This window comes from Flectobacillus sp. BAB-3569 (assembly GCF_002270355.1).
Classification (GTDB): domain Bacteria; phylum Bacteroidota; class Bacteroidia; order Cytophagales; family Spirosomataceae; genus Flectobacillus; species Flectobacillus roseus.
Genome location: NZ_NJFZ01000015.1, coordinates 252,056 through 268,276 on the forward strand (window position 1 = coordinate 252,056; position 16,221 = coordinate 268,276).

General features: G+C 37.1%; 12 protein-coding genes. 3 read left to right on the forward strand and 9 right to left on the reverse strand.

From position 1 onward, the window contains the following. Nucleotides 1-148 precede the first annotated feature (148 nt). The gene (locus BWI92_RS15050; RefSeq protein WP_095164079.1) at nt 149-1,084 is read right to left on the reverse strand and encodes an AraC family transcriptional regulator; all 936 of its coding nucleotides are present in this window, start codon (nt 1,082-1,084) and stop codon (nt 149-151) included. 343 nt (nt 1,085-1,427) lie between these two features. On the opposite strand from BWI92_RS15050, the gene BWI92_RS15055 reads away from it, so the two are divergent. From BWI92_RS15055 to BWI92_RS15070, 3 genes are all read left to right on the forward strand, one after another. Next, the gene (locus BWI92_RS15055) at nt 1,428-2,948 is read left to right on the forward strand and encodes an aldehyde dehydrogenase family protein (protein ID WP_095164080.1); all 1,521 of its coding nucleotides are present in this window, start codon (nt 1,428-1,430) and stop codon (nt 2,946-2,948) included. Nucleotides 2,949-3,076: 128 nt separating this feature from the next. Next, nucleotides 3,077-3,412: a DUF779 domain-containing protein gene (locus BWI92_RS15060; protein ID WP_095164081.1), complete on the forward strand. Its 336-nt coding sequence runs from the start codon at nt 3,077-3,079 to the stop codon at nt 3,410-3,412. 321 nt (nt 3,413-3,733) lie between these two features. Next, nucleotides 3,734-4,138 (forward strand): type II toxin-antitoxin system VapC family toxin, encoded by a 405-nt coding sequence (locus BWI92_RS15070; protein ID WP_095164083.1) that lies wholly within the window; start codon nt 3,734-3,736, stop codon nt 4,136-4,138. A gap of 289 nt (nt 4,139-4,427) precedes the next feature. Here the strand turns inward: BWI92_RS15070 and BWI92_RS15075 are convergent, their stop codons facing one another. From BWI92_RS15075 to BWI92_RS15110, 8 genes are all read right to left on the reverse strand, one after another. Next, the gene (locus BWI92_RS15075; protein ID WP_095164084.1) at nt 4,428-5,444 is read right to left on the reverse strand and encodes a zinc-binding alcohol dehydrogenase family protein; all 1,017 of its coding nucleotides are present in this window, start codon (nt 5,442-5,444) and stop codon (nt 4,428-4,430) included. Nucleotides 5,445-5,621: 177 nt separating this feature from the next. Continuing rightward, nucleotides 5,622-8,588 (reverse strand): TonB-dependent receptor, encoded by a 2,967-nt coding sequence (locus BWI92_RS15080; RefSeq protein WP_095164085.1) that lies wholly within the window; start codon nt 8,586-8,588, stop codon nt 5,622-5,624. 331 nt (nt 8,589-8,919) lie between these two features. Further along, the gene (locus BWI92_RS15085) at nt 8,920-10,563 is read right to left on the reverse strand and encodes a M1 family metallopeptidase (RefSeq protein ID WP_095164086.1); all 1,644 of its coding nucleotides are present in this window, start codon (nt 10,561-10,563) and stop codon (nt 8,920-8,922) included. A gap of 283 nt (nt 10,564-10,846) precedes the next feature. Then, complete coding sequence (locus tag BWI92_RS15090) at nt 10,847-12,214, reverse strand: M56 family metallopeptidase (protein ID WP_095164087.1); 1,368 nt, start codon at nt 12,212-12,214, stop codon at nt 10,847-10,849. A gap of 173 nt (nt 12,215-12,387) precedes the next feature. Beyond that, complete coding sequence (locus BWI92_RS15095) at nt 12,388-12,750, reverse strand: BlaI/MecI/CopY family transcriptional regulator (RefSeq protein WP_095164088.1); 363 nt, start codon at nt 12,748-12,750, stop codon at nt 12,388-12,390. Between the two features lie 126 nt (nt 12,751-12,876). Continuing rightward, the gene (locus BWI92_RS15100; RefSeq protein WP_141234795.1) at nt 12,877-13,371 is read right to left on the reverse strand and encodes a hypothetical protein; all 495 of its coding nucleotides are present in this window, start codon (nt 13,369-13,371) and stop codon (nt 12,877-12,879) included. 156 nt (nt 13,372-13,527) lie between these two features. Further along, on the reverse strand, nt 13,528-14,853 hold the full coding sequence (locus tag BWI92_RS15105; RefSeq protein ID WP_095164090.1) for a glycoside hydrolase family 28 protein: 1,326 nt from the start codon (nt 14,851-14,853) through the stop codon (nt 13,528-13,530). Between the two features lie 393 nt (nt 14,854-15,246). After that, nucleotides 15,247-16,188 carry a hydrogen peroxide-inducible genes activator gene (locus BWI92_RS15110; protein ID WP_095164091.1) on the reverse strand — a complete coding sequence of 314 codons (942 nt, stop codon included), beginning with the start codon at nt 16,186-16,188 and terminating at the stop codon, nt 15,247-15,249. Between the last annotated feature and the right edge of the window lie 33 nt (nt 16,189-16,221).

The following is a 16,221-nucleotide window of genomic DNA, read 5'->3' on the forward strand; positions in this document are numbered from 1 at the left end:
TTATGAACGAATAGTTGAATCAGTCAATTTCATTCTGGTGCAAATCAAAGCATGAATTTTTCACTCCTTTTGCGTAAATGCAAATTATTTGACAAATAATCTGTGCTGATGAATAGGGTAGCGATGAAACATTGTCATGAAATCAATTTCATGAAGCTTTTAGAATAGGAAGATTTTTCTTAAAATAAGTAGGTGTTGTACCTTCATATTTTTTGAAAATCGTACAAAAATAATTGACATTTTGAAAGCCCACTCGATAGCTCGCATCTGTCACGCTGGTGCTTGGATCTGCGAGTAGCCTTTTGGCTAATTTTACTCTTTCTTGAATAATAAATTCGACAGGACTTAACCCAAACTCACGTTTGAAGCTACGGAAAAAATGCGCTTTTGACATACAAGCCATATCGCTCAGTTTTTCGATAGTGAGGTTTTCTGCCAAATTTTCACGGATATATTTTACCACATGAGCGAAGCGATTGGTATTGATGTATTGCATATAATTGTCAAATATCAATACACGGGCTTGCGTTTGCATGAGGCGAAGCAATAATTCTTGTAGTGCAAAATTGGCAAACAAGTCCTTGGATACATTATTTTCTTTGGAAACATATACCAACCGATCAATAGTGCTGGCTAACTCTTGGGTATTCTTGATATGAAAACGATTGAGGTCAATATTCCAAAGTTCATTTTGCTCAACTTTAGCGTATTTCTCATTCAGCAAATCCACGGTCTCCTTTATTTTCTCTTCATCAATCGCCAAAGCAATACACTGCGTAGGTGTATGTAAGCTGGCTTCTGGAAAATCGATAATCATCTCTTCGTTGGAAGGTACAATCACCGACTCGCCTGGCAGGTAGTCAAAACGCTTATCTCCAAAAAGATTCATTACCTTTTTGCCTCGAAGCATAGCAGTAAAAACCAAGTCATTAAATTTCAGACTGACTCTTTCGCTTTGCTGATGAGTTTCGAAGATATTCAACTCACAATGATTCAAGTTGAATGTCGAACGATGCTCTACTAGTGTCTGGAGTTGTCTCAAACTGGTTAATGCTTGGGTTTGTGGCGCAAATTTCTTTTCCATGACCAGAATATCTCTTTAATTATCGGGGATTGATAACATTCAAAATGAGGAATACTACTCCTTTTTGAAAGCTAACACACTGTTTATAAAACTCACAAAAACAAGATAAGATTGTATTTGATGGTACAATTTACTACCAAAATACTTTTTTTGTCTGTGAATAAGTCTTTTTTATTTCCTATTTCAGCTTTATTCTATACAATTTAACAAATAGTAAGTTGTCAAGATTAAATATGATATTTTATTGTAGAAACATGATACGATAGTGAAGATTGAAGTGAGAATAAAATGAGAATTTTGAAACATCAAACAACACAAAATCCTTTTAACTCAATTTAACAACATGGAAACAACAGTAGAAGTGAGCAACTTGGTGGCACGTCCACAATTCAAAGAGAGATACGAAAACTTTATTGGCGGCGAATGGGTAGCACCCGTGAAAGGTGAGTACTTTCAAAATTCTTCTCCAGTAGATGGTAGCACTTTTACGGAGGTAGCCCGTTCGAGCAAAGAAGATGTTGAGTTGGCGTTGGATGCAGCTCATAAAGCTTTTGCTTCTTGGTCTCGTACGTCGGCGACATATCGAAGTAATATTTTATTGAAAATTGCTGACGTAATGGAAGCAAATCTTGAATATTTGGCGGCAGTAGAAACCATTGACAATGGCAAGCCTGTTCGTGAAACAATGGCGGCTGATATTCCTTTGGCAATAGATCACTTCCGTTATTTTGCAGGTGTTTTGCGTGCAGATGAGGGAACAATGTCAGAGCTAGATGCCGATACAATTTCTATGCACATTCATGAGCCAATTGGTGTTGTGGGTCAGATTATTCCTTGGAATTTCCCACTTTTGATGGCTGCATGGAAACTTTGTCCAGCTTTGGCTGCTGGTTGTACCGTAGTAATGAAACCTGCTGAACAAACACCAGTTGGTTTACTTGTCTTGATGGAGTTGTTGCAAAATGTACTTCCAGCAGGTGTAGTAAACGTCATCAATGGTTTTGGGGTAGAAGCAGGAAAGCCTTTAGCGCAATCGCCTAGAATAGCAAAAGTAGCCTTTACAGGAGAAACCTCAACAGGTCGTTTGATTTTGCAATATGCGTCTGAAAACATTATTCCTGTAACGATGGAGTTGGGTGGTAAATCTGCCAATATTTTCTTCCCAAGTATTATGGATGCGGATGATGAGTTTTTTGACAAATGTTTGGAAGGTGCAGCGATGTTTGCCTTGAATCAAGGTGAAGTTTGTACTTGTCCATCACGTATGTTGGTGCATGAAAGTATTTATGAAAAATTCATCGAAAGAGTAGTTGAAAGAGTAGAAAAAATCAAAATGGGACACCCGCTTGACCCAAATACGATGATGGGTGCTCAGGCTTCGAAAGAACAGTTTGATAAAATCTTAGGTTATATCGAAGTCGGTCAAGAAGAAGGTGCTGAGTTGTTGACAGGTGGTGCTTCACAATACATCGATGGCTTGCCAGAGGGTTATTACATCAAACCAACGCTTTTCAAAGGACATAACAAGATGCGTATTTTCCAAGAAGAAATCTTTGGACCTGTTGCTTCGGTTGCTACTTTCAAAACTGTTGAAGAAGCTATAGCAATTGCCAATGACAGTTTGTATGGTTTGGGTGCTGGTGTTTGGACACGCGACGCACACGAATTATTGACCGTACCAAGAGAGCTTCAAGCAGGTCGTGTTTGGGTAAACTGCTACCATGCTTATCCAGCACATGCTTCGTTTGGAGGATATAAAAAATCAGGTTTCGGTCGTGAAACGCACAAAATGTCATTGAACCAATATCGTCAAACGAAAAATATCTTGTTGTCAAACAACAAAAATAAACTAGGGTTCTTTTAAACAATGTGTTAGTTGTGAATGGTGAATTGTGAATAGTTGCAACAAATACTGCATAGGGGTACTATATACCTTCTTTATGTATAATTTGTAATTCACAATTCACTCATTCAAGATTCAAAATTGAAGTTATGAATCAAATCAAGATAACAGCTTTGGCAAAAGATGTGGTTCGGCAATTGCAGAATCGACATGGGCGATTGATGTTCCATATCAGTGGAGGCTGCTGTGATGGAACTCAGCCCCAATGCTATGAATTAGGAGAGTTTCGGTTAGGAGAGGTGGATATTAAATTGGGGGATGTGTGCGATTGTGCTATTTATACCACCAACGACCAGCTGGCTTTTTGGAAGGATACCGAACTAACGTTGGATGTATCGCCAGGTAAGGGGGGAGGCTTTTCGCTAGAAGCACCTCTTGGAGTAAGGTTTATTATGAAATCTAGTAAATGTGCATTGAATAGTTGATGAGTTTGTGTTTTTTAAGCCAATTCTGATTTGCTATTTCTAAAGTTATTCGGTGTGAGGAATGATCAAATTTAAGATGTAGTTATCAGGTAGGTGCTAGGTTATAAAAGTCATGACAAATTTAAAAATATCGCTATATTTGTAGTACAAAAATACGAAATAGTTATGACGGTCAATCCTCAAAATAAATCCTCAAAGAAAAGTCCTTACAAGGGGCTATTGGAAGAGCATGAACTCCATACACCTGAGGAGAGAAAAAAGAATACCGAAAGGCTTAAAAAAATACATCAACAGAATTTACAGAAGCTACAAAAACAGTAAATGGCTTACCTATTAGATACAAACATTATTATTTTTATTCTGAATAATGATAGTTCTAGACTTTCAAAATCTCAAAAGGATATATTATCCTCAAAATCCACTCTTTGGGCAAGTATTTCAAGCTTTCATGAAATGGCAGTTAAAATTAGAAAAGGTAACTCGCCAATCGAATATTCTATAGATGATGCCCTAAATAAAATTAAAGACTTAGGAATAAACATCTTATCTGTAAAAGAAGAGCATATAGCGAAAATTACAGAGATACCTAAAATTTATCCTAAGCAAGGTAGTCTAAAACCTCATGGAGACCCATTCGATTTACTGATTATCTCACAATCTTTGGTAGAAAAATGCCTATACTTAGTACTGATGAGTACTTCCCGATTTATGATGGTCTTGAGGTAATTGATTAGACGAAAAATTCCGTTGTTTAGGGCTTTGCGCAAGGGTAAAGTTTGATAACATAAGTATTAAATTGCTTAAAGGATGTCTCAAATATCTACGTCTTGACTTACTCAACACGCAAAACCCATTAACAATATTTCTTAAATGGATGTCTTAATTAATAGGAAAGATTAAATTAATAGTATATCTGAGGCAAAATTTGTTTTAATCTTTTGATTATGAATATTTTCAAATAACCAATATACTGTTAACTAATAACGTTTCCCTACTTATCCGAAATATGAATATTTTACTCCCAAGAAATAATAGCTTTGACTAGCGAAGGTTCTGTATATAATTTCGGTAATTGTTCTGCTACTTCTTCAAAGGTAATACGGTGTGAAATCCAGCTATCAACCGATAATTCGCCAGTTTCCATGGCAGCAATAATTTCTTTGAAGTTATTAGGTTTACTATTACGACTACCCATGATGGTCAATTCTCTTTTATGAAAACTTGGGTCGTTGAACTGATAGTCACCTTGATATAATCCTACAAAAACCAATCGTCCACCTGCTGCCAAATAATTGAATGATTGGTGCATAGAAGCAGGACTTCCTGTAGCATCTAAAACTACTGTCGGCATTTTACCTCCAAATACTTCCAAAATTTGTTCTACTGTTTGGTCATTGGCAACGATACTAGCATCCGCTTTTTTATGTTCTAAACAAAAATCTAATCGCTGCGTGTTTCTGTCAACTACGGCTACTTTAGCACCACGAAGTTTGACAAACTCAAGTACTGATAAACCAATTGGACCTGCGCCGACTACCAACACCAAGTCGTTGGATTGCACATTGGCTCTTTCGACTGCATGTGCACCAATACCAAGGGTTTCAACCAATGCCAACTGCTCATAATTCAGTTTATCAGAAACATGAAGTTTGTGTGCAGGCACTTTGATGTATTCACGCATACCACCATCGGTATGTACGCCCATCACCTGAAGGTTTTCGCAGCAATTGCCCAAATCACGTTCACAAGCCCAGCATTTACCACAATTTAGATAGGGTTCTACCGCACATTTTTGCCCGATTGTTACTTCTGTCACTTCCGACCCAATGGCTACAACCTCGACGCCCAATTCATGTCCCAAAATACGAGGATATTGAAAAAAGGGTTGTCTACCCCAAAAAGCATGATAGTCAGTCCCACAAATTCCTATTTTATGGACTTTTACTAAAACTTCATTAGGAAGGAGAGAAGAAGGTTTTTCTGTATCAGAATACGCAAAAGATTCAGGTTGTAATAAGGTAAGTGTTTTCATTAAAAATTTAACATTGAGAACAGCCGTTTATGCTGAATGATGGAATTACCGATTATTAAGTGTTTTAACTATAGGGTTCAAGAAAGGATTATATACTCAAAATAGAAACTCATGAACAAAAAACGGGTAAAAGATTTCTCCCTTACCCGAATAGATGTGTTAGTTTGTAAAAAGTGTTTATTTTGTCAACTCATCAAATGTTAATGACAAGAAGTAGGTCGAGCCTACATTTGGATTACCATAAGCTGTGAAGTATGATTTTCCTAGAATATTCGTTGCCCCTAGTTTTAGAATAGACTTTAAGCTAGAAATTTTCTTAGAAATCTGTGCATCAAAAGTAGAAATAGCTGGAACAATGGTAGCATTTGAATCATATCCTGCTACTATGCCTGATTGCCACAAAAAGGCATCTTGATAACGCCAAATTACGTTGAAACCAATGCCAGATTTGCCAAGTTCACGGTTAGCAATTGAAGCAGAATACTTGAATTTTGGTGTATTGAATGCAGCAGTACCTCCTTGGTTAATAATATTTTGGTCAAATTCTTTCAAAGAGTTATAAGAAACGTTACCTCCAATTAAAAAACCTTTTGGCAAACGATAATCTACACCAGCCGCAAAACCTTCAGTCACTGCTTTACCTTGTGAAGAGGCAGGCATCGAGTAAATTTGACGAGTACCTTCGCTTAGTAAACCAAGTGGCGTTCCTGTAGTAGACTGCATCAAGGTTTCTTGATAGGCAAAATTCTTGAATTGGTTGTAATAATAACTTGCATCGATATACAAAGCATTAGCAATCAAACCACGATACCCAATTTCATAAGATTGTACAATTTCTGGCTTGTAAGGCTTAAACTCATAAGGTTTTAATACACCCGAAGCCAAAGCCGCTTGAGTTCCTTGTTGAGTTGCTAGTTTAGTAGTCAAATCAGCGATCGACGCTGCCGATGGTGCTACGCCATATTTATTGGCAAATGCTTGAGGATTGGCTTGCGCTTCTGCTTGCAATCCTGTAGCAATACTTGGCGCTAAAGCGGTAGCTCTTTCCTGAATTTGAGTGCCCAAAGCTCTAACTGTAGCTACAGTGTATGCAGGATTTGTTGTTGAATTGAGACCATATTTGGTCGCATAGTTACCCAAACCACCAATAACAATCGCTTGAGGTGCTTTGATGTCTACATACTGCGACTGAATAGTAGGAATTCTAAAACCTGTTTGGTACGATACTCTGAAAGAATGCTCTTTCCAAGGAGAAACTACTGCAGCTACACGTGGAGAAAATTGTCCTTCGAAATTTTGGTTTTTATCATAACGACTTGAAGCTACGATTTTCAATTTCTCGTCGAAAAACGATTTCGTTGCTTGTAAGTATGCACCCCACTCATTTACTTGAATCCCTTTTCCATCTTTATCAGGATAGAATGTACCCCCAGAGTTTAGGTCGTACATACGGTAGTTACTTCCTACAATTACCTCAGCAAACTTAATCTCATTTTTGAAGTTGTACATACCTTCCAACTGATACATATTTGTTTTATCGAAAAGGTGTGCTCCGCCATAAGGATAGGAAGCGTTGTCAGTTGCTGCAATATTTACATTTTTGATATCCCTAGTCAAAGCATTGAAAACAGCAGAGCCAGCTACAGGGCGACCAGCATCAGCTATCCCACGTGCAACGTTGTGGGCATTGATTCCTATACTGCCAGACTGCAAGGCATTTAAGTAAGCACCCACGTATGTTGGATACCAAGTAGCACTTCCTCCTCCCCAACTTTCATTCAGTAACTGAGCCAATACACCCGTTGCGAAAGTATCACCTGAACGTTCTTGTGTAGTATATCCACGAACATAAAAGTTAGAACCTTTCAATTCGAGTTTAGCTTGAATTCCTGAGAAGTTATTAAGAGAGTATCTATCCGTACCCATATAAACTGATGTACCTGTGCCGTACATAAACTGCCCAATCGCTTCAATATTTTCAGTTAAACGATAATGTAGAGCCACGCTAGTACGAATGTTTTTGGCTTCAGGTTTAACCAAATCTAATTCATTATATCCTGTACGACTCACCAAAGTACCATATGGAATCAAAGACGCTGAAGAAGCTGGAAGAAGGTTTGCCGCTACCATTTTATCTGCTATTGAACGCAAATCTTGTGAAATTTCATCTCCATATACATTGACACCATTGTAGTTTGGATCTGTCATACGGTTCGTTTTACCCGTCAAACCATCATTCATATTCAAGGTATTACTTACGGCCCAGTCTCTTGGCACACCGATGTACCAGAAGTTAACTTTCATTGCAAATTTATCATTGAACGATTGTGCCCAACGCATACTGAAATCATAGAATGAACTGTTGGGTTGACTGCGGTTGCGCTCGTGCATGATACCCGTTTTGAGGTTGGCACTTAAGCCTTTGTATAAAAATGGACTTTTGGTATTCATCAACAAAATACCATTGAGTGCATTTGGTCCATAAAGCGCAGAGGCTGCCCCAGGCAAAAATTCGGCACTTGCTAGGTCAATATCAGAGGTTACTACAATCGTACCAACAGAGAAGTTGGTACCAGGAGCTTGATTATCCATACCATCTACCAATTGTACTAGTCGGTTGTTTCCATTGGCGTTGAAACCACGAGCGTTGATAGAGGTGAAAGACATAGATTGCGTTGTATAATCAATCCCTTTGAGGTATTTCAAACTTTCTAAAAAGTTGAATGAAGGATTAGATTGAATCGAACGAATGTCAATTTTTTCAATAGTTACAGGTGACTTCATTACACTTTCCTCCACCCGGGCAGCCGATACAACCACCTCTTCTCCTTGGGTAACTTGTTCTGTCATAGCGATATCTAATTTCGCTTGAGAATCAGTTATGGCAATTTCTTGGGTTTTGTAGCCCACGAAAGAAATAGCTAGTTTGAAAGGTAGAGGAGCGTGGGTATAAAGTGTAAATGTTCCATCAAGGTTGGTAGTTGTACCCGTCACTTTTCCTCTAATCATAATGTTTACGCCTGCCATTACTTCATTAGTGGATGCATCGGTTACTTTACCTGTGATTTTGGTTTGAGCAAATGACGCAAAAGCGCATAGCATCAATCCCAAAGCAAGGATGCTTTTAGTAAAGATGTTTTTCATTGGTTGTTTAATAAAAGGATGAATAGAGCTGTAATCCTCGAACCTAAATGTAAGGATGTAAGTTGGTTCTAGAATGTACAAAAAGAAGATTCGATAAACTCTTAGCGGTAGTAAGGTTTGTCCAAATCAGGGCGTCGTAAGATAATTTATTAAGTATAAAGTATTGATAGGAAATATCGGAAGTACAAAAATATGTATCTACATGGAATAACTCAAGATATATTACACTCATGTAGGAATATCCACTTCGATGAGGATTATTAGAGGTGAATTTTTTATAGGGTAAAACATAAAAACTGCGTTAAAGATATCTCTAACGCAGTTTTTTTGACTATTTATTAAGATTTTTAGAGTTTATATAAAAATTCTCATCAACAGTTAAGTTGCTTAAATTACTGTCTTCTACAGTTTGCCATTGCATACTAGGCTTTACTTTTAGATAAGTATTATCTGCTTTTTTAAATCTCACTGGCATATCAAAACCATCGATACAGGTAGTCCAACGGTATTCTAACTTGTTTCCTGATACTTTATATTCTATGGTAGGAATTTGTACTGTTCTAAGATACTGATCAAAAACTTTACTCAAACTAACCCCACTTTGTTGTGATAAGAAATTTTCGATTTCTTCGGTTGTAACGGTTTTATGATAAAATACTTGGTTCATTCCACGCAGAATATTTCTCCATTTTTCATCATTATCAATAATGTAACGAATCGTGTGAAGCATATTGCCACCTTTGTAGTACATATCTCCCGAACCTTCATGATTGACATTATAAACGCCGATAATTGGGCGGTCATTACTGATGAGTTTACGAGTTCCTAGTACGTATGCGTGTCCAGCTTCTTTTCCGAAATGATACTCAGTAAATAGGTTTTCTGAATAGTTGGTAAAACTCTCATGAATCCACATGTCTGCTATATCCTTGTAAGTAATATTGTTGGCAAACCACTCATGTCCAGACTCATGTACAATGATAAAGTCCCATTTAGTTCCCCAGCCTGTGCCCGACAAATCACGACCACGATAGCCATTTTGATAGCCATTTCCGTATGTTACTGAACTCTGATGTTCCATTCCCAAATACGGTACTTCTACCAACTTGTAGCCATCTTCATAAAACGGATATGGCCCAAACCAGTGTTCAAAAGCCTTAAGCATATCTTTGGCCTGATTGAAATGCGTCATGGCTTTTTGATAGTTTTCAGGAAGAACATAATAGTTTAGATCTAGCGGGCCTTTTTCTCCAAAATACTTATCCGTAATTCTGTAATAGTTCGCAATGTTTAGATTTACACCATAGTTATTAATTGGATTTACCACAGCCCACACAAATGTGGTAGTATTGTCGCTATTTTCTTTCACACTTCTCAAACGACCGTTTGAAACATCCATTAGACCTTTCGGAACCGTCACAGCAATACTCATACTATCGGGTTCGTCGTACATGTGGTCTTTACACGGCCACCATACAGACGCACCAAGTCCTTGACAAGAGGTTGCCATGAACAATTTACCGTCTTTGTCTTTGCTCCAAGATATACCACCATCCCAAGGTGCACGCTTGGCAACTCTTGGTTTTCCCTGATAGTACACTGTCAAACTTTCAGTTTTGCCTACTTTTTGAGGTTTTTGTAGTGTCACAAAAAAGGCGTTTCCATCTCTTTTGAACTTGAGATTTACCCCATCCTGCACAATTTTGCTAATGATTAAAGGTTGTTGTAAATCTACTTGTAAAACTTGTGATGGCTGCAATACTTGATAAGTAATGGTATTAAAACCGCTAAAAGTACTGTCTTTTGGCTGTACACTCACATGTAAAGCATAATGTTTTAAGTCCCACCAAATACGCTCTTTGGTAATCGAGCCACGAAGGGTATCATCGTGAGTAAAAGTGGGTTTGTTGACGAGTAGCTGTGCATTTACGCCAAAACTGGCCATAAATAACAAGCAAAAAAGGAGTTTTTTCATGTAAAAATAATGAGCGAAATCAAAAATCTTAACCGCAGGCGGAGGGTAAGATTTTTAAAACAAAAAGGTTTAATGATGACAAAAGTACAAGCTTGATTTGGCTTAACGAAACAAATTACCGAATTGGTGTCGATTTTGCGTTATATGGCACTGTGTTTTTGAGAAGTATTTCAAATACGGCTAAAATAAGAATATTGGCGGTTAATTTTGAGATAGAAAAGCCCTAAAAACAAAAATCCCTCGACTATTTAGTCGAAGGATTTTTGTGTAGGTTTAGAGAATGTTATTTCTTGAGTGTGACAACAATCACCCCATTGCGTCCTTTTTCGCCGTAAAGTTCTATGGCTTTTTTATCTTTCCAAACGCTTATCGATTCTATGGTATTAGGGTCGATTCCAGTTAAACCTCCTGTCCCATACGAAACTTCTTTTCCATTGACAATGCACAGCGGTGCGGTCATAGGCGAAGTGGCTCTCATATTGATCTTAGAGGTAGAATCATTCACAGCGGTGAAAACATTGTCTTCATTTTTTACCAAAAGCATATCTTTTACCGCTATGAATTTTGTAGAAGAGTCAATCTTCGCATTCCCCATTCCTGTAAGTTTAATCGTAACTAGGGTACCTTTGTCTTTAACCTTGACAGAATCACCTTTGTAAGGCGTTCCTACAACGACTACTTCACTTAATTGGATCAAAGGCAGTTTTTCTGCTTTGGGATTTTCGACTTTCACTGCCTGTATTTGTTCTTTCAAATAGTCATCGATAGCACTTGTCGTTTTTTCGATAATCTGTTCAGAACCTTTTGTGGTTTGAGTTACAGTAAAGGCAGTTAGACTGGTAAGTAGGATAGGCGCCAATAAAAAGTACCTTCTCAAATCTTTGTTGCTGGAGGATTTTTTGTTCATCATTGAAATACGGTGTTTTAGTTCTTGTACATTAAATGAATTTGAAAGAGGTATAGAATTTTGTCCCATGGCTACGTAGAGCAATTGCATTTGGTACTGCTTTTTGTCTTGCCCAGAGCCTACGACCAGACTGTCTGTTTGATACTCAATGTTTTCTTTGACGCCACGTTTGAGAAGCCATACCGCGGGATTAAACCAAAAAATCACTGATAGGATTTCAAATAATAATACGTCTAGTGTATGTTTTTTCTCTACATGTATAGCCTCGTGCGTCAAGATGGCAGGTAGGTCTTTTATTTCATGTTTTTGGAGATTACAAAAAATATCATTCCAGAACGAAAAAGCACTATCTATTTGATCACTATGCCAAAAACGAATACTTTCCCAATCATATACCGTTGCTGTTTTTTTGATTTTTTGAATCTGTAAAACAGACAATACTATCTTCAATAAAAGACTCATTACTACAAGTCCATAGAATATCTGTACCCACGAATAATCAAATTGTTTTTCCTGAATCACAGGTAAATACAACACCAAATTATTGGCTGGTACGGTAATTTGTGGCACAATCGAACGATTATGTAACAGGATTGGAGCTATCAATGAATACAGGGTCGTCAACAAAAAATACCACCGATTGTAGGTATAAAAAGTTAATGGACGTAGTAAAAAACGATATCCCAAATAGAATAAGGCTAATGATAGTTGCATTTGTACCACCATGATAAGCGTCTGATTCATAAGCTTTTCTAGTTTTGAATAGCTGTTAAATTTTCATAATTATCAGGTGTATGTTTGCCTTACAATACAAACATACGAAGAAATCGAATATCTACGAAATTTTCGTAGATATTTTTTTAAAATAATTTTAAAAGGCGAAAAGAGGAAAAATAGGATGTTGAGAAATTGAAAAATTAAGATTTGCCGTTTTGAATCATGTTCAAAATTTCTTGCAAATCATCTGGTGTAATTTTTTCCTCTTGAGCAAAAAAGCTTACTAATTCTTTGTATGAGTTTTTGAAATAACCAGACACAACATTTCCTACGTGCTCGCGCTTGTAGCTTTCTTGTGGAATTGCAGGTTCGTAACGAAAGGCATTCGCATATTTTACTGCCTTGACAAATCCTTTTTTCTCCAAATTTTTTACTGTGGAAGCGAGGGTAGTATAGGGAGGTTTTTCACCTGAAAGACCTTCTAAAATATCTTTGACAAAACCTCCTTTTTTACTCCAAATCACCAGCATAGCTTCCTCTTCGGAAGGTGTTAATTTTTCCATTATGTTAAAGTTTGATTGTTACAAAGGTATAAAAAAACAAACACCTACGAATATTTCGTAGGTGTTTGTTTTTGAAATTTTAAAATATGTAAAAATAAAGCTATTCCTTCTGATCGATTTTGGGTTTTATTTGATTTGAAATTTTCCCTTTATCGTTTCACTCGTTGTAAAAATAGGAATAGAAAGAATCGTCCAGTCTACCTTTGCTGAAATGGCGTAATTAACTTTTTGGCTTTTAGTATCTTGGTACGCAGTGATACTAGTGGGTTGCCAACGAACGCCCATATTCCACCCTGACTCCATGCCTTGCATAGCTAAGACTTCGATTTTTTGATGCTTTTCATAGTAAAGAATCACTTCTTTTTTGAAAAGTTTGTAGTCTTCCACAGAGAAAACGGTAGTAAACATTCGGCTGGGATCATGACCTTTTGCCATCTCAAAATATTGAGGAGGAGCCTTTTTTGTACCTGCTTGGCTCAATGTGCCTGGGAAAAGCATAAAGACTAAAACGGCTGCTAGTATGCCATTTTTCCGTGAAATGTTACGGAGGGAGAAGAAAAGTAATCTTAGATAGAGGACAATAAGCACGAGATTCAAAAGTCCCCAAAATAGGTAAAGCATAAAAATTGGGATTTATTGTAGAAAATTGATTTCACGCAAATTAACACTTGCAATTTGAAGAATCCATGATAAATATGATAATCGGTAAATATAAAAAATCCCTTTGTTTGGCATTTAAACCATCACAAAGGGATTTTTATGTGATACTAGAAGAAATTACTTAATCGCCGCACCATTCACTACTACATTTTTCAACGTAAACCCTTTTACTACTGATTTGTCGAAAACAGGGTTTTTACTTTCTACTTTAAAGTTTTCAAAAGTAAAATTGGAAAGTTTATCGTATTCCGACACGGCTACATCGTAGAATATATCACATTTTACTTCAATATTTCTCAGAGTAACATGATCTGAATAGGAGAGTGGCACATCTTTACGTCCCTGTAAGTCAAAAAATTGCTTCCAAGGTTTAACAAACAATAAACTATGAGAATTTCCTTTGACATTTTCAACCAAAATATACTCATATAATTGTGGCGTATCAGGACGCATTTTGAGCCATAAAACTCTGGTTGCTTCATTTACATAGCAGTTGCGCATGATGATATTGCGGTTGTGTATGGCCTCACTACCGCAGGTAAGGGCAGAATGGCAAAAACCAAATTCACAATCTTCGATAATGATATTTTTGTTGGCACCATTATTTGGCACTTTATCTGCCCAAGGACCTTTGCCACCTTTTAGTGCAATAGCATCGTCATTTACAGAGAGATAACAGCCTTTGACCAAAACATTGATACAGGCATCTATGTCAATGGCGTCGGTACTTGGGGCTTTTACTGGTTTTTCTGGTGAGAAAATGTGTGCATCCAAGATCTTTACGTTATTACACTGATATAAATGAGTTGTCCAGAAACCTGAGTTATGCAATTTTACATCTTGAATCTGTACGTTATTTGATTTCCAAATAAAAACCAATCGAGGACGAGAAACCTCTAAATTGGTACAGTTAGGGTTCTCCTTTCTTCTTTGCCAAAACGCCTGCCAATATTTTAAGCCATTTCCATCAATAGTGCCTTTACCCGAAATGGTAAAACCATCTACTTGATAAGCATTTACCAAAGCCGTGAAATAATCTAGGCTTTGTCCTTCCATACGTGAAGGTAGTTTGGGATAATCTTCAATGTTATCAGAGCCTTTCAATTTACCCCCTTCTATCACATGTAGATGTGTTTTGGGTTTGAAAAAAAGCGCACCACTCAAAAAAGTACCTTTGGGAATGACAATGACACCACCCTTTTCAGTTGCTGTGTCAATAACTTTCTGGATGGCTTCTGTTTGTACTAAAGTGCTATCGTTTTTGACGCCATAATCGGTAATAACGTAAGCTTTTCCAAGTTGTGGTAAAGTGATTTTTTTATTAACAGTAAACCAGCTCGAAATAGGAGTGCCATCAGGAAACAATTGCGTAGTGTTTTTTTGAGCATTGATTGAACTCAATCCCACCAGTGAACATGCCAAGGCAAGCAGTATTTTTTTCATTTTGTATTAAAGCTATTATAAGTTTCAACTGGCAATATGTCTCCAAAAATCCATTTAGCCGTCCTGCTTCCTCGGCTGATGGGATAATAATTTGTGATTGAATGAATGAGTGATTTAGCGATTATTTTTTAATATGATTTAACATCAAACATGAGTCATCCCGAATTTTTAGGATTGGATTATTCTCCACGTTTTTATCAAAAAAGCGGTCGATAAATGTTTTTCGACCGCTTTTTGATGCTACTATGCTAGATATGAATGGCATGAGACGCAATCATTGCGTCTCTACTGATGGAATACAAATTTTCACATAATCACTCATTCGCTCAAGCACTCATTCACTCAATTACAATTCGCTCACAACTCACTCAATAACAGAAAGTGAAAATATCCTTACTGTTTAATCTGAATGACCGAACGAGGTTTGGTATTTTTGATTGATTCTGGCAATGATGCCAAAATACTTTTTTTCAGGGCGTTCAAAACGGCAGTTTTGGCGAAGTTTTTATGTGCTACCAAACTCACCTCACGCACAGGAGCAGGACTAGCAAATTGTCGGATGAGACCTTTATGTTTTTCCTCAAAATCTAGCGTTGCAAGTTCTGGTAATATCGTTATTCCTTGATTTCTTTCTACCATTTTACGAAGTGTTTCTAAGCTTCCTGCTTGGTATTCAAACTGTCCAAAACCAATTGTTTTACGTTTTAACTCACAAAGATTTTCAATTTGTGAGCGGAGGCAGTGCCCTTCTTCCAAAAGCCATAATTCTTTCGGATCAATATCTTCAGAAAGGGCGTATTCTTTTTGGTACAAAGCATTTTGCTTTGATACATATAAGACTAGTTCCTCATAAAAAATATGGTGCTCTATAATATTGGGCTGTTGGAGTGGTGTCGCTAATAACCCAATATCCAAATCATCATTTTTGAGTCCTTGAATAATTCGTTCAGTGGTTAACTCCTTAATTTTAAGCTCCAGTTTAGGGTATTCTTCCAAGAAACTAGACAAAAATAAGGGTAATAAATAAGGAGCAATGGTGGGAATTACACCTAAGCGAATTTCTCCAGAAACCTCGTTTTTGCCAGAATTAACGACCTCTTTGATTTTACTAAATTCGGCTACTGTGATACGGGCTTGTTGGATTATTTCGGCACCAATCTGAGTTGTCACCACAGGTTGTCTACTACGGTCAAAAATTTTCACTCCTAGTTCATCTTCCAGTTTTTGTATTTGCATACTCAGCGTGGGTTGGGTAACAAAACAGCTTTCGGCAGCTTGTACAAAATTTCGAAGATTTTCGACCGCAATAATGTATTCTAACTGAGTGATTGTCATAGTTTTAAAAGTTAGTATTGATAATCTTTATAG